Source organism: Bradyrhizobium sp. WSM4873, from assembly GCF_055811355.1.
The window spans coordinates 1-18,704 of sequence record NZ_JBVVPS010000018.1 but is presented as its reverse complement, the minus strand read 5'-3'; the positions used below and the strand labels follow the sequence as shown (position 1 = coordinate 18,704).

The following is an 18,704-nucleotide window of genomic DNA, read 5'->3' as shown; positions in this document are numbered from 1 at the left end:
GACATCATGGTTTGCTGCGCGCCTGCGGCAGCCATGTCCATGCGTACAAACTCCTAAGCGGCCGTGATCTTCGAAACCGGGCCTTCAGCTCCTGTGCCAAGGGAGTCCACACCCGTCGCCTCCATGCAGAGTTTAAGAGCCCCGCCCAGAGTTGCAGCAGCCAGATCCGCCTTGGCACCTTCCCGCAGGCTTTCCAGCGCGCCTGGGTCGATGTCCTTCATACAGCAACCGAGAATGATTGTAGCCTTGGGCAATTTACGGCGAAGCCGTCGCACCGAGTAACGCATATGGGCAGGACTACTTGCGTCCATATAGACAAGACAGACAATGGCGACCCCGGCGGTCTCCAGCCGGAAGATATTCGCCGTTGATAACGCTTCCGCCGCTTCAACTCGCGCCGGCAAGCCATGCGCACCGGTCAATTGAGCCAGCATGATCGCAGCGGCTTCGTCGATCGGATTTCGTCCAGCCAGGCAGAGCACGGGATGATCGCCTTGCCATTCAGAAGGCAAGTCCTCCTTGCGCAGAACCCGCAGACTCTCATAAGGCGCGTCCTCAGCCACGCCCTCTATGGCAGATGTAGCTTCGATATCTGTGGTCGGGTTGACCTTAGGCGGACGCTCATCCTGCTCTGAAATGTTGTTGGCGAATTCCTGGACCGCATCCCTGATTTTGGCCAGCCGGTCGGGATCCAGAGCGCCGCGCTCGGCATCCGCTTGAGCCAATTGCAGTCCTCGCAGCGCGACTTCGTCGTAATAGGAGCTGAGAGATCGCTCCTTCAAGAACTCCTCGGCTTTTGCCGATGCTTCGGTCGGATCGCCGGCGAGCATCCGCTGATAGAATATCTCAGGCGGAGAGAGCGCTGGTCGGTCTCCAAACATGACGTCCAGGAACTCCAGGCGCTCGACATGGCGGCCCAGTACGACCAGACACACCGTAAGGGGTGTCGCCAGAACGAGGCCGATCGGACCCCAGAGCGCCGTCCAGAACGTCGCAGAAGCGACAACGGCCACCGGCGACAGTCCCGTGCTGTGTCCATAGACCATCGGCTCCAGCACATGGCCGACGACGGGCTCCACCACCACGAACAGCGCGATCGTCCAAAGCAGCATCGTCCAGGTTGGATCGACGGCGACCGCGAGAGCGAGAGGAAAGGCGGCGGCGATGACTGCCCCAATGTAAGGCACGAAGCGCAGCACTGCCGCCAGAATGCCCCACAGGATCGCGCTTGGAACGCCGATCAGCCAGAGACCCATTCCGATGACGATGCCGAAGCTCCCGTTCACGAGAAGCTGGATCAGGAAGAGCCGGCTGAGGCGGCTCGCCGCGTCATCAAGGGCAGCCGTGGTGCGCTGCAGGTCATCCGAACCGGCCAGCCTGATCAGACGATTACGAAGATCCTCGCGCTGAAGCAAAATGAAGATCACGAATATGACGATGATCCCGGTCGTTGCGAGCGGATGAAGCAAGGGTGAAATCAGCGTTTGCAAGCTCTCCAGCGCGCCGGGATCGGGCTGAAGCACTTCCACAGGAACGGGCTTCGGCGAGGCCGCTTTCGGAGCTGCTATGGTTCCCAACGAATTCGCGGCGTCCTTGGGCTTGTCGAGCTCCTTGCTGAGGTCTTTCAACATGCTCGAAGCCCGCTCGAGCGTGCCTCGACCGGCGGTGGTCTCACGGAAGGATTGGATCTTCTCGCTGATTGTGGATTGATATCGCGGCAAATCGCCGGCCAGCTCCGCGAGTTGGGTGGCTAGCAGGCTGCCCATCGCAAATATGAACGCGAAGGCGATTACGACCACGCTCACCACAGCCAAACTGCGTGGAACGCGCAGACGCTGAACCAGTCGAACCAGGGGTGCCAGCACGAAGCTGAGCAAGACGGCAAGCGCTATAGGTATGATGATCTCGCGACCGTAATAGAGCACCATGACAATGATCGCGGCGAGAATAGCCATCGCCACGGCGCTCAACAGCGAAATCAGTTCTTCCGGTGTTCGTGCTTTGAATGGCTGCCTGATCACAGCTCCTCGCTAGGCCGGGAAAGACGGCGAGTTTGTTGAGGGTCCAGTGAGTTCGGACGGCACATCTTTGGGAAGGTCGTCCAGTCCTGACATGACGCAAGCTGTCGAAGTCGGTGCATGAGCTTCAGGCCGGTTTGCGAGGCCGGTCACAACTGACCAGGCCCGATCGGCTGGGGCTACGATCCCGACGGGTACGCATTGTTGCCATGAGCATCTGAAGCGAACGATGTTGCGCTAACGGCGGCATTGAATCGGGAGCGCCAAGCCACGTTGGGAATGAACATGCCACGCCGGGTTTAGTTCCGCGCGCTGCTCCAAGAGCGCGGTATGGCGCCCCGCTTCAGCTCGCGATAGCGTCTCGGCGCGTGATCTTTCCGGCCTGCTTCCCGCCGAAAAGCCTGAGCATTTAGGCCGCTTCCAAGGATCACTGCCTCCTGCATCGCTTCCGATAACGCCTGATGGTGGCGATCGCAAAAAGCCGCGGACTGCTCCGCGGCTTTGGTTCACAGGGTGGCGGCTTCAGCCAGCCTTCGGCTTCTCACGATCTGCCGGCCCAGTGCGGAAAGCTCCAACACTGACATCGTGCCAGTGTTTTGCCCGACGAGTCAAATATCATTTCGTAAAATACGAATAGTTTTAGACTAGAGCCAAGCCGTTGATATCGCTATCCCCGGCTACTGTGCATGGGGTTGTTTTCGCGTTTTTTGATGGAGCGACCCACCGCCGGCTCTGCTGGCGATGGACGTGCTGCTACCCCGCCTTGGCGACGCGGCCGTCCGCTGCACCCGAGCGCAGGTTCTGGAAGAACTTCTCCACCTCGCGCGACAGCGTCTCCGCCGTCTCGGTCACGCTGCTCGCAGCCGTCAGCACCGAGGAGGCCGCAGTGTCGGTCTCGCCGATGGCGTCGCGGAGCGAGCTGATGTTGGCGACGAGGGTCTCGTTGCCTTGGGCCGCCGATTGTGCGTTGGACGAGATCTCGCGCGTGGCGGCGTCCTGCTGACCGATGGCGCCGGCGATCGCCGAGGTGACGTCGTTGATCTCGCGCACCGCGCCGCCGATCTCACGGACGGCGTCGACTGCGTTGCGGGTGGACGACTGGATCATCGAGACGTTCTCGCTGATGTCGGCGGTTGCCTTCGCGGTCTGCCCCGCGAGTGCCTTCACTTCGTGCGCGACGACGGCAAAGCCGCGGCCGGCATCGCCCGCGCGCGCGGCCTCGATGGTGGCATTGAGCGCGAGCAGATTGGTCTGCTCGGCGATCGCCTGGATCAGGCTGAGCACGCCGTCGATACGTTGCGTGGCGGCCGCCAGGCTCTCGATCTCGGCGATCGATTTCTCGGTGCGCTGGCCGGTCTGCTCGACCGCGCTGGCGGATTGCCGCACCTGCCGGCCGATCTCCACCACCGACGCAGACAGCTCCTCGGCCGCGCCTGCCACCGCCGTGACGTTGTGCGAGGCCTGCTCGGTGGCGTTCGCCGCCGTGCCGGCGCGGCTGCTCGCGTCCGCGGTGACGCGGGTGATGGTCTGCGCCGTCTCGCGCATGACGGAGGCGTTGTCGCTGAGGCCGCGCATGATCGCGCCGATCGCCTCGCGGAACGCGTCGACGGATTGCTCGATGTGGCGGGCGCGCTCCTCGCGCGCGGCGGAGTCCTGCGAGACCTGGGAGGCGAGGTTGCGGTTGCGCCCCATCGCGTCCTGGAAGATCTGGATCGCGCGTGCCAGTGCGCCGATCTCGTCGGCGCGGTGACTGTGGGGCACCACGACGTTCTCGGCGCCGTCAGCGACCTGCTTGATGGTCGCGGTTATCGCGGAGAGGGGGCGTGCGATGGAGCGGGCGATGATGACGATGCCGATCACGACGAGTGCGAGCGCCACGCCGGCGAGGCAGGTCAGGACGAAGGACAGAGTGCGATTGGTCTCGGTCTCGTGCGCGATTTGCCTCGCGCGCTCGGCATAGACCTTGGACAGCGCCTCGAGATCCTTGTTCAGCGCCGAGCGCACGGCGCGGTTGGCGTCGTTGTCGCCCCATTCGCGGCCCGCGGCCGCATTGATCTCGACGCCGCGGCGCACCAGCTCCTTGCGAAACTCGACGAACTGCTCGATGCGCTTCTTGAAGGTGGCGAACTGCTCGGCATCGTCAGCCTTGACGATGGTCTCCCAGCGCTTCACGACATCGAGGATCTGGGCGTTGAACTTGAGCAGGCCCTCGCCGTATTTCTTCACCACGGCCGGTTCAGTCGACATGTAGACGCCGCGCGATTCCATCACGACCGCATAGACCAGCGAGTTGACCCGCTCGACGTTCAGCGCGGCGGCGTTGGCGGTCTCGATCGCGGTGGTCAGCTCGGCGCCGCGGCGGCTGTTGTAGTCAGACAGCATCGCGATCGCCGCCGTGAGCAGCGCGAACAGCGCGAAGATCGCGTAGAGCTTGTTGGCAAGCGTGAAGCGGCCGGCGAGGCCGGCGGCATTCCCAGATTGGTCGGTTGTCATGGTTTCCAGAGGCCCGAATGGCCGGGATCGGCCGGAGAGCGCGGTCGTGCAAATTATTGCAAAACTATGCAGAATGAAGATGGACACAGCGTTAACGCCGGGTTTGGCGCCCTTCGCCCTCGGTCGCAGGAAAGGTAGATATTTCAGCGCCTTGATCTGAAGGTATAGTCTTGGGATTGCCCAGGAGTCGGCCTTTGGCCGACGAAGCCCGGAGAGACCCTTGGTCTACCGCCACACCATCGACGCCACGACCTACACGTTCCCGGATCTGCGCGACCTGCTCGCCAAGGCGACGCCGCCGCGCTCCGGCGACCGGCTGGCCGGGATCGCCGCCGCAAGTGCCGAACAGATGATCGCCGCGCGGATGGCGGTGGCCGACGTCCCGCTCGGGCAGTTCTTGCAGGAAGCCGTCATCCCCTATGAGACCGACGAGGTCACCCGCCTCGTCATCGACAGGCACGACGCCAAGGCCTTCGCGCCCGTGGCCTCGCTGACGGTCGGCGCCTTTCGCGACTGGCTGCTGTCGGATGCCGCGACGCCCGAAATCTTGCGCAAGCTGGCAGGCGGCATCACCCCGGAGATGGCGGCTGCGGTCTCGAAGCTGATGCGCAACCAGGATCTGATCCTGGCGGCGCGGAAATGCGAGATCACCACCGCTTTCCGAAACACCATCGGTCTGAAGGGTCGGATGAGCACCCGGCTCCAGCCCAACCATCCCTTCGACGACGCCAAGGGCATCACCGCCTCCATCCTCGACGGCATCCTGCTCGGCGCCGGCGATGCCTGCATCGGCATCAACCCGGCGAGCGACGACCCGGCCGTGATCGGACAATTGCTGCGGCTGCTCGACGAGATCATCGCGCGGCTGAAGATCCCGACCCAGGGCTGCGTGCTGACCCATGTCACCACGACGCTGTCGCTGATCGAGCAGGGGGCGCCGGTCGACCTCGTGTTCCAGTCGGTCGCCGGCACTGAGGCCGCCAACCGCAGTTTTGGCATCGACCTCGCGCTTCTCAAGGAGGCGCAGGAGGCCGGGTTGTCGCAGAAGCGCGGCACGGTCGGGCAGAATGTGATGTATTTCGAGACCGGGCAGGGCTCGGCGCTGTCGGCCAACGCCCATCACGGCGTCGACCAGCAGACCTGCGAGGCGCGCGCCTATGCGGTCGCCCGCGCCTTTGCGCCCCTCCTGGTCAACAGCGTGGTCGGCTTCATCGGCCCGGAATATCTGTACGACGGCAAGGAAATCATCCGGGCGGGGCTGGAGGATCACTTTTGCGGCAAGCTGCTCGGCCTGCCGCTCGGGATCGACATCTGCTACACCAACCACGCCGAGGCGGACCAGGATGACATGGACAATCTGCTGACGCTGCTTGCTGCCGCCGGCGTCACCTTCATCATGGGTGTCCCCGGCGCCGACGACGTCATGCTGAACTATCAGTCCACGTCTTTTCACGACGCGCTGTATGTCCGCGACGTCTTCGGACTGCGCCGCGCGCCGGAGTTCGACGACTGGCTGGTGCGGTCCGGCATTGCGGGCCCCGATTTCCGTCTTGCCGGCGATGCAGGCCTGCTGCCCGATTTTGCCTCCCGGCTGATCGCATGACGCGGCCGAAGCCACCCGGCGGCCTGAAGCAACCATTGGTGCTTCCGGGAATTATGCTCGTGCCACAATATTGAGAAATTCCGGCGGCAGCATTACGCTATGTGTCTGTCTGGCAATTTCCGCAGCTAAGTCGAGCGTGGCGGGGGAGCTTTGATGCGAGCTGAAAGTAACGGGACGTCCCGGCGGATTCTCTGCGTGTTTCCACGATACACATCGTCGTTCGGGACGTTCGAGCATTCCTATCCCCTGACCGACGGCGTCCGCGCCTTCATGCCGCCGCAGGGACTCTTGCTGCTCGCGGCCTATCTGCCCGAGGAGTGGCAGGTCAAATTCGTCGACGAGAACCTCCGCCGTACGACGAGGGAAGAGTTCGAATGGGCGGAGGCGGTCTTCGTCAGCGGCATGCACATCCAGCGCCAGCAGATGAACGACATCTGCCGCCGCGCCCACGAGTTCGATCTGCCGGTGGCGCTCGGCGGTCCCTCTGTCAGCGCCTGCCCGGATTACTATCCGTCGTTCGACTATCTCCATGTCGGTGAGCTCGGAGACGCCACCAATCAGCTGCTCGAAATCTTGTCCCGCGACACCTCGCGTCCGGAAGCGCAGGTGGTGCTGACCACCAAAGACCGCGTGCCGATGACGGAGTTTCCGATCCCGGCCTACGAGCTCGCCGACGTCAAGAAATACTTCCTCGGCAGCATCCAGTATTCCAGCGGCTGTCCGTATCAGTGCGAGTTCTGCGACATCCCCGGCCTCTATGGCCGCAATCCGCGCCTCAAGTCGCCCGAGCAGATCATCGCCGAACTCGACCGCCTGCGCGAATGCGGCATGACCGACACGGTCTATTTCGTCGACGACAATTTCATCGGCAACCGCAAGGCGGCGCTTGACCTCCTGCCGCATCTGATCGAATGGCAGAAGAGGACCGGCTACATGGTGCGGCTCGCCTGCGAGGCGACGCTCAACATCGCCAAGCGGCCGGAAATCCTCGAGAAGATGCGCGAAGCCTATTTCGTCACCATCTTCTGCGGCATTGAGACGCCCGACCCCGATGCGCTGAAGGCGATGCACAAGGACCATAACATGATGGTCCCGATCCTCGAGGGCGTGCAAACCATCAACTCCTACGGCATGGAGGTCGTGTCCGGCATCATCATGGGGCTCGACACCGACAAGCCCAACACTTCGGAGGCGTTGCTCGCCTTCGTCGAGGACTCCCGGATTCCGCTGCTCACGATCAATCTGCTTCAGGCGCTGCCGAAGACGCCGCTGTGGGACCGTCTGGAGCGCGAGGGACGCCTGGTCGAGGACGACGGGCGCGATTCCAATGTCAACTTCCTGCTGCCCTACGACGACGTCGTCGCGTCCTGGAAGCACGCCATGGCCGTCGCCTACGAGCCCGAGAAGGTCTACGCGCGCTTCCAGTATCAATGCGACCACGTTTACGTGCACCGCTTGAAGATGCCGAAACCGGACGAGATGAAGACCTGGCCCAACATCAGGCGCGGCCTCGTCATGCTGCGAAACATCTTCTGGAAGGTCGGCGTGCTCGGCGACTACAAGCGCGTGTTCTGGAAGTTCGCGCTGGGCCGCATCAAGCGCGGCGATCTCGAAGGTCTGATCGGCTGCACCCTTATCGCGCACCATCTCATCACCTTTGCACGGGCGGCCTCGACCGGCCAGCAGAACGCCTCGAACTATTCGATCCGGCTACGCGAGGCCTCCGTCCCGGCCGAATGACACAACATGTCTGATCCGGCCATCCCGCGTCGTCCGACCCTCGATCTGCGGTCGCTTACGCCCGCACGCGTCGCGCTCGGGCGCAGCGGCGCGAGCCTGCCGACGCGGGCGCTGCTCGATTTTACGCTGGACCATGCCCGCGCCCGTGATGCCGTGCATGCCGTCTTCGATGCGCCGCGGCTGGTCGCAGATCTCCGCGCGCTTGGCCTCGTCGTCACCGAGGCGAACAGCCGGGCGGTCGACCGCGGGGACTATCTGCGGCGGCCCGATCTGGGCAGACGGCTCGATGCCGGATCAGCCGAGGCTCTGACGCAGAGCGCCTCGGAAGCGTGCCAAGTCGCGGTCGTGATTGGCGATGGGCTGTCGGCGGCGGCGGTCCAGGCCCATGCGGTCGCGCTGGTGATGCGCCTGCTGCCGTTGCTCGCAGCCGACGATGGTGTCGCGATCGGCCATGTCGTCGTCGCCTCAGGCGCGCGTGTCGCGCTCGGCGACGAGATCGGCGCCATTCTCGGCGCGCGCATGGTTGTGACACTGATCGGCGAGCGGCCGGGCCTGTCGGCGCCCGACAGTCTCGGCGCCTATCTGACTTTCGCCCCGAAGCCTGATCGCACCGATGCCGAGCGCAATTGCGTGTCGAACATCCACAAGGCCGGGTTGAGCTATGACGAGGCTGCCTCCAAGATCGCCTGGCTGGTCCGCGAGGGGCTCGCGCGGGAAGTGAGCGGTGTGGCGTTGAAGGACGAGAGCGCGGACCGCGCGCCGCGTCGAATTGGCACGGCTTTCCTCGAATGAAGGGCATTAAGGCAAAATCGCCACATCTTGATCGATTCGGCCACACTCCGCCTGCTTGCGAGAAGGGTGATTGACCTGCTAAACCCCTCGCGGCGATTTTCTGCGCATTTTCAAAGGGCAAGCCTCCCATTGGTATGGCATTTTCAAGCCGTTCGCGGGGCGCGACAAGCTCACAGACCCGAGCCGATTTAGGAACTGGACAAGGCATGCTCGAAAAGCACAGCGAGAGTGAGGTTCATGTCGACAAGGTCGAGCAGGGGCCTGCGTCCTCGATCGCCTTCGGGCTGGAGCGCATCGGGCTGTTTGCAGTCCGGGCGCCCATCGTCTCCTGCATCGTCCTGCTCGTCCTGATCGTCGGCGCCGTGTTCGGCATCCACCGGATCAAGATCGACGATTCGCTGTCGCAGCTGTTCCGGTCCAATACGCCGGAATTCCGCCAGTACGAAGCGGTTACCAAGAAGTTCCCAGCCGAGGAATTCGACGTCCTCGTCGTGGTCGAGGGCAAGACCCTGCTGGCGCGGAACAACCTCGAGAAGCTGCGCGACTTCGTCACCGACATGCAGCTGGTCGAGGGTACGCGCGGACTGGTCTCGCTGTTCTCCGCGCGTCAGGCGCCGGCGCCGGGCAAGCTTCCCGCCGCGCTGTTCCCGCCCGAGCTGCCCGAGGGCGCGGCCTATGACAAGTTCATCGAGGGCGTCAAAGCCAACGAGATCATCCGCGGCAAGCTGTTGTCCGAGGACGGCACGCTGGCGCTGATCGTGCTTTCGCTCGATCCGGAGGTGGTCGCCTCCAATAAGCTGACCAAGACCGTCGCCGACATCCGCGCGCTGATGAAGGAAGACCTCAGCGACACCGGCCTCAACGTGCAGCTTTCCGGCGTGCCGGTGATGCAGCTCGAGATCCGCAACGCGGTCGAGCGCGACGGGCTCACCTACAACATCCTCGGCATTCTCGCCGGCTGTGTCATCGCCATCATCTTCTTCCGCAAGATATCGTTCATGGTGGCGGCGGCGTTCCCGCCGATGATCGCGATCCTGCTGGCGCTCGGCGCGCTCGGCTGGGCCAATTTCAATCTCAACATGTTCCTGAACGTGATGACGCCGCTCATCATGGTGATCAGTTTCTCCGACTCGATGCAGCTCACCTTCGCCGCGCGCGACCGGCTGATCGCGGGCCAGGACAAGTTCACCGCATTCAAGAACGCGGTGCTGGTGGTGGGACCGGCCTGCGTGCTGACGCACGGCACCGCCGGCATTTCCTTCATCGCGCTCCAGTTCTCCGATTCCGATCTGATCCGCAAGTTCGGCGAGGCGGGTCTCGCCGCCACCATCATCGCGTTGGTCGCGGTGTTGTCGCTGGTGCCGGTGTTCGGCGTGCTTTTGGTGCGCAACGAGAAGGTCTTTGCGACCAAGTTCCAGAGCGCGGACGCCGGCGTGCAGGCGCTGCGTAATTTCTGCTACTGGATCGCGGTGCGGATGGTGGGCCGTCCCGGCCTGTTCAGCCTGATCGCGGTGCTGTTCGTGGCGGGTCTCGGCGTCATCTACGCCAATCTGGAGCCGCGCTATCGCCTCGCCGACCAGGTGCCGGACAAGCGCCAAGCGGTCGCCGCCAGCGACCGGCTCGACGCCAAGCTCACCGGCGCCAACCCGGTCAACGTTCTGGTCCAGTTCCCCAAGGGTGAATCGCTCTATTCGCCGGAGACGCTGCAGACCATCGCGGACGTGCACGCGACGGTGGAGAAGGCAGCCGGTGTCGGCAATGTCTGGTCGGTCGAGACCCTGCGCCGCTGGCTCGCGGAAAAGGCAGGCAGCGCCGACGTCGCGACGCTGAAGGAATATGTCAGCGTCATTCCGGAGCATCTGGTGCGCCGGTTCATCGATGCCGAGCAGGACGCCGTCGTGGTCGCAGGTCGCGTGCCGGACAAGGATTCCAGCCAGCTCCTGCCGATCGTCGACAAGCTCGATACCGAGCTCGACGCCGTCCGCAAGAAGCATCCCGGCTATGAAGTGGCGGTCACGGGTCTTGCCGCGATTGCCGCGCGCAACTCGGCCGGCATGATCGAGAAACTCAACCGCGGGCTCACCGTCGAATTCGCGCTGGTCGCGATTTTCATCGGCTTGGCCTTCCGTTCCTGGGTCGTGATGTTCGCCTGCATCCTGCCGGGTATCTTCCCCGTCGTGATGTCGGGAACGGTGCTGTGGGCGATGGGCGAGGGACTGCAATTCGCCAGCGTCGTGGCGCTCACCGTCTCGTTCGGCCTGGGCTTGAGCGCCACCATCCACTTCCTCAACCGCCTCAGGCTCGAGAGCAAGCCGGGCGTCGGCTCGGCGCTGGCGGTGGAGCGCGCCACCGTGCTGGTCGGCCCGGCATTGATCCTGACCACGCTGGTGCTGGCCTGCGGCCTCGTCGTCACGGTGTTCTCCGACCTGCCCTCGCTGCGGCTGTTCGGCTGGCTCAGCGCCTTCTCGATGGTGATGGCGCTCGTCGCCGATCTCTTCATCCTGCGGCCGACGGCGATGTGGCTGATCAATCTGCACGCCAAGCTTCAGGGCACCGACAAGCCCGCGATCTGAGCGGCTTCATTCATCGGGCACTCGAATCGGCGCGGTCCGGGCGACTGCGCCGCGCCTCCGAAAACAACAAAGCCCCGGTTCGCGAGATCCGGGGCTTGCTGCTTTCGAAGCGGTAAGAGCTGTCAGCCCTTCGTCATCGTGATGTTGACGCCGCGAATCTCGCCCTTGGATGAGATCTGCACCGTTTGCTTGGTGCCGTTGGTGCGCAGCGACAAATTGGCGGCAAAGCCGTTGGCCTCGACGAACACTTCGATCTGGCCGCCGCCGGCGGTGCCCTGCAGATTGCCGAAGATGTTGCGGTTGGTCTCGCTCCAATTGCCGGAGATCCGCTCCCCCTGGCTGGTCACGTCGCTGGTGAGGTCGAATTTGTAGCTGTCGGACGCGCAGTGCAGCGCCTGCTTGAGGCTGAGACCGGTGCCGGCAACTTTGTAGTCGGCCTTGCAACGGATGCGCTCGGTGGAGCCGTCGGACAGCGACACCGTACCCGTGCCGGTCCATGCGCCCTCGAAACCTGCAAACGGTCCGGACGACTGAGCCTGACTTGTCGAAACCGAGAAGAGCAGCACAGCGCCGATGCCGGCTGCCTTGATTGCCAGTTCAGATCGTCCAAAGAATCTCATCTCAAAATATCCCGTTTTGGAACGACGTCCGCTTGTCACCAAGGACGTCTCGCCACATCGAAGGTTTAGTGTTCCGAGCCTGTGTCAGGTTCAATGGCCGGCCGCCCACACGTCGGCATCGCGAAGCGCGCTTGCCATGGTTGGCCTCCGGATTCTCTGCGTTTCGGCATGTTTCTGACGCCCAAGGCGGGAGGAAGAGATGCAGCTCTGCAACAGGTGCGCAGCAAAACGCGGCGTGCCTGAATTATGACGTAGTATCAATCTCTTACATTTGCCAGAGAAGGCGCAGGGAAGACCTGATTTGGTGGACGTGGCGCCAATTTGGCCGCATTTGCCAGTGCTTGTGCCTTCTCCGAGGCCGCTACTCCCGCGGCGACTTGCCCATCAGAACAATCCGCTCCGGTCGTCGCGCTGTGCTGTCCGGGATTGGTGCGATTCTGCCGTCAGAATGAAGGAATACAATGCGTAAGCTTCTCGTCGCTCTCACCTTGCTGTCGGCCTCCCTCTCGACCGCAGCGTTCGCCCAGCAAGGGCGCGGCACGGACGCCGAGCAGAAGGCCTGCTCGCGCGATGTGCAGAAGCTCTGCCGTCCGGTCATCGATCAGGGCGATTTCACCATCCTGGCCTGCCTCAAGGAAAACCGGGCCAAGATTTCGCAGGCCTGTGACCAGGTCCTGAAGAACCACAACCAGTAAGCTCGGCCACTGGCCCACAAAAGGCGGCCCCCAGGGCCGCCTTTTCGGACCTGATCCGCAAAGGGCAGCCATCGAGAGACAGGATTGGTTTTGCGGCCGTATTCCCCTATATGGGGGCCGCGGCGGCATCGCCGGCACGGGCTAGCGCGAGCGAAAAAGCCCTTCCTGTCCAAACGATTGTAGACCAGCCCTCGATGACCTCTGCGAGCGAATTGCGATCCGGAAAGGGTGAGCGCGACGAGAACTTTCCCGTCGCGTCCTGGATCATTCATCCGCGTCATCGCGCGCTGATCCTGGCGTATTACAATTTCGTCCGCACCGCCGACGACATCGCCGACCACGCGACGCTGCCGCCGGACGAGAAGCTCGCTTATCTCGACCTGCTCGAGGCGGAATTGGTCGGCAAAGGCGACACCCAGGCCGAGGCCGTCAGCCTGCGGCACGCACTGGCCGAACGCGGCATGGCGCCGCGCCACGCGCTCGACGTGCTCATCGCGTTCCGCATGGACGTGACCAAGTTGCGCTACGAGAATTGGGACGAGGTCATCCATTATTGCCGCTATTCGGCGATGCCGGTCGGCCGCTTCATGCTCGACGTCCATGGTGAGAGCACCGCGACCTGGGCCGCGTCGGATGCGCTCTGCGCAGCGCTGCAGATCAACAACCATCTTCAGGATTGCGGCAAGGATTTCCGCGAGCTCAACCGCGTCTATCTGCCGCGCGATGCGCTGGCCGCGAGTGGCGCCTCGGTCGAGCAGCTCGGACTGGCGCAGTCGCCACCGCCGATGCTGGCCTGCCTTCAGGCTCTCGCCGTGCGCAACGAAGCGCTGCTCGACGAGGGCAGGTCGCTAGCTGCGGAGATCCGGGATTTCCGCCTCGGCGTCGAGGTCTCGGTGATCCAGGCCTATGCCGACCGCATCGTGCGCCTGTTGAAGGTGCGCGATCCCCTGCGCGAGCGCGTGCACCTGAACAAGCTCGAGCTCCTCACCTTCAGCCTCGCAGGCATGATCGGCGAAGTCGGCCGCCGCGCGGTCGGACGCAAGGCCATTTCCAGACCGGGGACTGCACATGACGCTTGAGGCGACCTCGCCCGGCGCCAATTATGGCTCGACCGCATCCGGCAGTTCGTTCTACGCCGCGATGCGCATCCTGCCGCACGACCAGCGCGAAGCGATGTTCCAGATCTACAGCTTCTGCCGCCAGGTCGACGACATCGCCGATTCCGACGGACCGCGCGACGAGCGGCTCGCCGCCCTTCAGGCGTGGCGCAACGACATCGATGCGCTCTACCAGGGCAATCCGCCGCCGCGGCTGAAGGACTACCTCGCCTCGGTGAAGACCTTCGGCCTCAAGCGCGAGGATTTCCTTGCGATCGTCGACGGCATGGAGATGGACGTGCCGCAGGACATCCGCGCGCCTGACATGGCGACGCTGGATCTCTATTGTGATCGCGTCGCGAGTGCGGTGGGGCGGCTGTCGGTCCGGGTCTTCGGCCTGCCGGAAGAAGACGGCATCGAGCTTGCCCATCATCTCGGCCGCGCGCTCCAGCTCACCAACATCCTGCGCGACATCGACGAGGACGCGGGCCTCGGCCGTCTCTATCTGCCGCGCGAAGCGCTGCTGCATGCCGGCATCACCTCCAACGATCCGGACCGCGTGATCGTCGACCGCGCGCTGCCGAAGGTCTGCCTGCCGCTGGCGCAGCGCGCAAAGGTGTATTTCGAGAAGTCGGACGAGATCATGAACCGCAACCGGCGCCGCGCGGTGCGCGCGCCCCGGATGATGTCGAAATACTATCATGCCATTCTGGATCTCCTGATCGCGCGCGGGTTCAACGCGCCGCGCGAGCCGGTGCGTGTGTCGAAGGTCACACGCATCGCCATCCTGCTCCGTTACGCTCTCATCTGATGCAAAAAACAGCTCACATCATTGGCGCTGGAATTTCCGGCCTCTCCGCCGCCGTGCGGCTTGCCAGTGCCGGCTTCAAGATCGCCGTGCACGAGGCGACGCAGCAGGCCGGCGGCCGCTGCCGTTCCTATTTCGACGGCGCCACCAATCTCACCATCGACAACGGCAACCATTTGCTGCTGTCCGGCAACAGCCATGCGCGCGCCTATGCGCGCTCGATCGGCACCGAGGCGGGCCTCGTCGGACCGGAGCGCGCGCAGTTTCCCTTCGTCGATATGAAGACCGGGCAGCGCTGGCAGATCGACCTCGGCGACGGCCGGCTCCCGACCTGGGTGCTCGACGAGAGCCGCCGCGTCCCCGACACCGGCTTGACCGATTATCTGAAGCTGGCGCCGCTGATCTGGGCCTCGGAAGAGACGCTGGTCGGCAAGTCCATTCCCTGCGAGGGCGTCCTTTATCAGCGCCTGGTGCAGCCGCTGCTGCTCGCGGCGCTCAACGTCGATCCACCCGAAGGCTCGGCGGGGCTTGCCGGCGCGATCGTGCGCGAGACGCTGCTCGCCGGCGGGCAGGCCTGCCGCCCGCTGATCGCGCGCGACGGCCTCAGCGCGGTGCTGATCGAACCCGCCGTCAAATTCTTGAGCGAGCGCGGCCACACCGTTCAGCTCGGCCATGAGCTGCGCTCGTTTGCGACTCAGGACGGCAAGGTTGGCGCGCTGAATTTCGGCGGCGAGGATGTGATCCAGATCGGCGAGGGTGATGTCGTCGTGATGGCGGTGCCGCCGCGTGCTGCCTCCAACCTGCTGCCGGGCCTGAAGACGCCGACCGAATTCCGCGCCATCGTGAATGCGCATTTCCGCGTCGAGCCGCCGGCGGGATCGGCTCCGATCCTTGGCGTGATCGGCGGCGTCGTTGAATGGCTGTTCGCGTTCCCGAACCGGCTGTCCGTCACCATCAGCAACGGCGACCGCCTGGTCGACATGCCGCGGGAGGAACTCGCGCAGGCGATCTGGAACGACGTCTGCAAGGCGGGCGGTGTGTCCGGCGAGCTTCCCCCTTGGCAGATCGTGCGCGAGCGCCGTGCCACATTTGCGGCGACGCCGGCGCAGAATGCCCTGCGTCCAGGGCCGGTCACTGCGCTGAAAAACCTGTTTCTTGCAGGCGATTGGACTGCTACGGGATTGCCTGCAACCATCGAGGGATCGGTCCGATCCGGTGATCGCGCCGCCGATCTGGTTCTGGCCGCCAAGGGATAGTGACAGGCGGCCCTGACGGGCATTTGTCCCGGTCAATTTCGGCTAATTCAATCGACTATCGGAGCAATCGAGCGAGATGGATTCCGTGAACGCGACCAGCCGCGAAGCCCAAGAATTCAGGAACTTGGAATCGAGCATTGCGTCGGCCACCGAAGGCGTCCTCGGCTTCCAGCAACCCGACGGCCATTGGGTGTTCGAGCTCGAGGCCGATTGCACGATTCCGGCCGAATACGTCCTGCTGCGCCACTATCTCGCCGAGCCGGTCGATGCCGTGCTCGAAGCCAAGATCGCCAATTATCTTCGCCGCGTTCAGGGCGCCCATGGCGGCTGGCCGCTGGTGCACGACGGCGAGTTCGACATGAGCGCCAGCGTGAAGGCGTATTTCGCGCTGAAGATGATCGGTGATTCCATCGACGCGCCGCACATGGCGCGTGCGCGCGAGGCGATCCATTCCCGCGGCGGCGCCATTCACAGCAACGTCTTCACGCGCTTCATGCTTGCGATGTTTGGCGTCGTGACCTGGCGCGCGGTACCGGTGCTGCCGATCGAGATCGTGCTGCTGCCGTTCTGGTCGCCGTTCCACATCAACAAGATCTCCTACTGGGCGCGCACCACCATGGTGCCGCTGATGGTCATCGCCGCGCTGAAGCCACGGGCGAAGAATCCCAAGGGCGTCGGCATCGACGAGCTGTTCCTGCAGGATCCGCGCTCGATCGGCATGACCGCCAAGGCGCCGCACCAGAGCATGGCCTGGTTCGTGCTGTTCCGTGCGCTCGACGGCATTTTGCGCGTGATCGAGCCGATGTTTCCCAAGAGCCTGCGCAAGCGCGCCATCGATGCCGCGCTCGCCTTCACCGAGGAGCGGTTGAACGGCGAGGACGGCATGGGCGCGATCTACCCGCCGATGGCCAACATCGTCATGATGTACGAGGCGCTCGGCAAGGATGAGAGTTATCCGCCGCGCGCGATCACGCGCCGGGGTATCGACAAGCTGCTCGTGATCAAGGACGACGAGGCCTATTGCCAGCCCTGCGTCTCGCCGGTGTGGGACACGACGCTGACCGCGCACGCACTGCTCGAAGCCGGCGGTGACAGAGCGGTGCCTGCGGCGAAGCAGGGTCTCGACTGGCTGATCCCGAAGCAGGAGCTCGAGGTGAAGGGCGACTGGGCGGTGAAGCGGCCCGACGTGCGCCCGGGCGGCTGGGCCTTCCAGTACAACAATGCCCATTATCCCGATCTCGACGACACCGCGGTTGTCGTGATGTCGATGGACCGCATGCGCCGGGAGCATGGCGCGGCCGGCTATGACGCCGCGATCGATCGCGGCCGGGAATGGATCGAGGGCATGCAGAGCGACGACGGCGGCTGGGCTGCCTTCGACGTCAACAATCTCGAATATTATCTAAACAACATCCCGTTCTCGGACCATGGCGCGCTGCTCGATCCACCGACCGAAGACGTCACCGCGCGCTGCATCTCGATGCTGGCCCAGCTCGGCGAGACCGCGACGACCAGCAAGCATGTCGCCGATGGCGTCGCCTACCTGCGGAAGACCCAGCACCCGGAAGGGTCCTGGTATGGCCGCTGGGGCATGAACTTCATCTATGGAACCTGGTCGGTGCTGTGCGCCCTCAACATGGCCGGCGTCCGCCATGACGACCCCATGATCCGGAAAGCCGCCGGCTGGCTGGCCTCGATCCAGAACAAGGACGGCGGCTGGGGCGAGGATGCCGTCAGCTACCGGCTGGACTATCGGGGCTGGGAGGCTGCTCTCTCGACCGCCTCGCAAACGGCATGGGCCTTGCTTGCCCTGATGGCGGCAGGCGAGGTTGATCACCCGGCCGTCGCCCGCGGGGTGGAGTACCTGATTGCAACACAGAACGAAAAAGGACTGTGGGACGAACAGCGGTACACCGCCACAGGCTTTCCCCGTGTATTCTATCTACGGTACCATGGTTACCCGAAGTTCTTCCCGCTGTGGGCGTTGGCGCGGTATCGGAACTTGCGGAACACCAACAGCAGGGTGGTAGGGGTCGGAATGTGACTTTGGGGACGGGGGACTATCTTACCGCGGGTCAAACCGTTGATCCGAGGCCGATATTGATCGTGACTGGACTGGTTCAGGAGGCCCGCATCGCGGCGGGGCCGGGCATGGCGGTCATTTGTTCGTCGAGCAGCCCGACCCAGTTGCGGGCGCTGTTGACTGTGCTGGATCCCGAGACGATTCGCGGTGTGATCTCGTTCGGCGTGGCCGGCGGGCTGGACCCGACGCTACGCTCCGGTGACGTTGTGCTCGCGACCGAGGTGCTCGCGGGCGATACCCGCTGGGCCGCTGGCCTCTCGCTCGGAGATGATCTCATCGACCGCCTGACGTCGGGGCGCCGCCGCGTGGTGCGCGGCAGCCTCGCCGGTGCCGAGGAAGTGGTCACCGGGCGCTCCTGCAAGGCGGCGCTGCATTCGGAGACCGGAGCTGCCGCCGTCGACATGGAAAGCCACATCGCGGCCGCCTATGCCGCCGAGGCCGGCTTGCCGTTCGCCGCGGTCCGCGTCATCAGCGATCCTGCCCATCGCGCGCTGCCGGCACTCGCCCGCGCCGCCATCAAGCCGAACGGCCAGATCGACGTGCTGGCCGTGCTGCGCGGCATCGCGCGCAATCCGACCGCGCTGCATGGACTGGTCTCGACCGGCCTCGACTTCAATCGCGCGCTACGCTCCTTGCGCGGCTGCCGGGATTATTTGATTGGCACCGAGCTCGTGGAGAGCGAAGCGCTGGTCTCCGAGGCCGCCTGAGCGGTTTCTGCGATCACTGATAACAAAAGGCCCGGTCGCCATTGGCGATCGGGCCTTTTCTATTTCGGGGTGCGTAGCTCGGATGGAGCGGAGCGCATCTGGGGGCTTGCAACGGGAGGAACCGTCCCGGATTTCGCTTGCGCTCCATCCGGGCTTCTGTAACGGGCCTTGGTTAGTCAATCCCTTTTTGCGGCATCCTCTCGCCGGGAACCTGCTTCT

At 64.1% G+C, this 18,704-nt stretch carries 13 protein-coding genes; 10 read left to right on the top strand and 3 right to left on the bottom strand.

The features are described 5' to 3' along the window. Positions 1-53: 53 nt before the first annotated feature. Positions 54-2,021 carry an AI-2E family transporter gene (locus AC0L21_RS22785; RefSeq protein WP_473264034.1) on the bottom strand — a complete coding sequence of 656 codons (1,968 nt, stop codon included), beginning with the start codon at positions 2,019-2,021 and terminating at the stop codon, positions 54-56. A gap of 750 nt (positions 2,022-2,771) precedes the next feature. After that, on the bottom strand, positions 2,772-4,511 hold the full coding sequence (locus tag AC0L21_RS22780; RefSeq protein WP_473264033.1) for a methyl-accepting chemotaxis protein: 1,740 nt from the start codon (positions 4,509-4,511) through the stop codon (positions 2,772-2,774). Positions 4,512-4,731: 220 nt separating this feature from the next. On the opposite strand from AC0L21_RS22780, the gene AC0L21_RS22775 reads away from it, so the two are divergent. The 4 genes from AC0L21_RS22775 to AC0L21_RS22760 all read left to right on the top strand — a co-directional run bounded on the left by AC0L21_RS22775 (position 4,732) and on the right by AC0L21_RS22760 (position 11,219). Then, the gene (locus AC0L21_RS22775) at positions 4,732-6,114 is read left to right on the top strand and encodes an ethanolamine ammonia-lyase subunit EutB (RefSeq protein ID WP_473264032.1); all 1,383 of its coding nucleotides are present in this window, start codon (positions 4,732-4,734) and stop codon (positions 6,112-6,114) included. A 153-nt stretch (positions 6,115-6,267) separates the two neighbouring features. Further along, entirely contained in the window at positions 6,268-7,854 is a 1,587-nt protein-coding gene (locus tag AC0L21_RS22770) for a B12-binding domain-containing radical SAM protein (protein WP_473264031.1), read from the top strand. A 6-nt stretch (positions 7,855-7,860) separates the two neighbouring features. After that, positions 7,861-8,646, top strand: coding sequence for an ethanolamine ammonia-lyase subunit EutC (gene eutC, locus AC0L21_RS22765; protein ID WP_473264030.1), 786 nt, complete (start codon positions 7,861-7,863; stop codon positions 8,644-8,646). A gap of 206 nt (positions 8,647-8,852) precedes the next feature. Further along, entirely contained in the window at positions 8,853-11,219 is a 2,367-nt protein-coding gene (locus tag AC0L21_RS22760) for an efflux RND transporter permease subunit (protein WP_473264029.1), read from the top strand. 122 nt (positions 11,220-11,341) lie between these two features. Here the strand turns inward: AC0L21_RS22760 and AC0L21_RS22755 are convergent, their stop codons facing one another. Continuing rightward, positions 11,342-11,839: a hypothetical protein gene (locus AC0L21_RS22755; protein ID WP_473264028.1), complete on the bottom strand. Its 498-nt coding sequence runs from the start codon at positions 11,837-11,839 to the stop codon at positions 11,342-11,344. Positions 11,840-12,300: 461 nt separating this feature from the next. On the opposite strand from AC0L21_RS22755, the gene AC0L21_RS22750 reads away from it, so the two are divergent. The 6 genes from AC0L21_RS22750 to AC0L21_RS22725 all read left to right on the top strand — a co-directional run bounded on the left by AC0L21_RS22750 (position 12,301) and on the right by AC0L21_RS22725 (position 18,485). Further along, the gene (locus tag AC0L21_RS22750) at positions 12,301-12,534 is read left to right on the top strand and encodes a hypothetical protein (RefSeq protein ID WP_007593627.1); all 234 of its coding nucleotides are present in this window, start codon (positions 12,301-12,303) and stop codon (positions 12,532-12,534) included. 194 nt (positions 12,535-12,728) lie between these two features. Then, on the top strand, positions 12,729-13,613 hold the full coding sequence (hpnC, locus tag AC0L21_RS22745) for a squalene synthase HpnC (protein WP_473264027.1): 885 nt from the start codon (positions 12,729-12,731) through the stop codon (positions 13,611-13,613). Then, the gene (gene hpnD, locus AC0L21_RS22740) at positions 13,603-14,442 is read left to right on the top strand and encodes a presqualene diphosphate synthase HpnD (protein ID WP_473264026.1); all 840 of its coding nucleotides are present in this window, start codon (positions 13,603-13,605) and stop codon (positions 14,440-14,442) included. Before hpnC ends, hpnD begins: the two co-directional genes overlap by 11 nt. Further along, on the top strand, positions 14,442-15,695 hold the full coding sequence (hpnE, locus tag AC0L21_RS22735) for a hydroxysqualene dehydroxylase HpnE (protein ID WP_473264025.1): 1,254 nt from the start codon (positions 14,442-14,444) through the stop codon (positions 15,693-15,695). Before hpnD ends, hpnE begins: the two co-directional genes overlap by 1 nt. Before the next feature lie 76 nt (positions 15,696-15,771). After that, positions 15,772-17,739: a squalene--hopene cyclase gene (gene shc, locus AC0L21_RS22730; protein WP_473264024.1), complete on the top strand. Its 1,968-nt coding sequence runs from the start codon at positions 15,772-15,774 to the stop codon at positions 17,737-17,739. Next, the gene (locus tag AC0L21_RS22725) at positions 17,736-18,485 is read left to right on the top strand and encodes a phosphorylase (RefSeq protein WP_473264023.1); all 750 of its coding nucleotides are present in this window, start codon (positions 17,736-17,738) and stop codon (positions 18,483-18,485) included. The genes shc and AC0L21_RS22725 overlap by 4 nt, the downstream gene beginning before the upstream one ends. Positions 18,486-18,704: the final 219 nt, after the last annotated feature.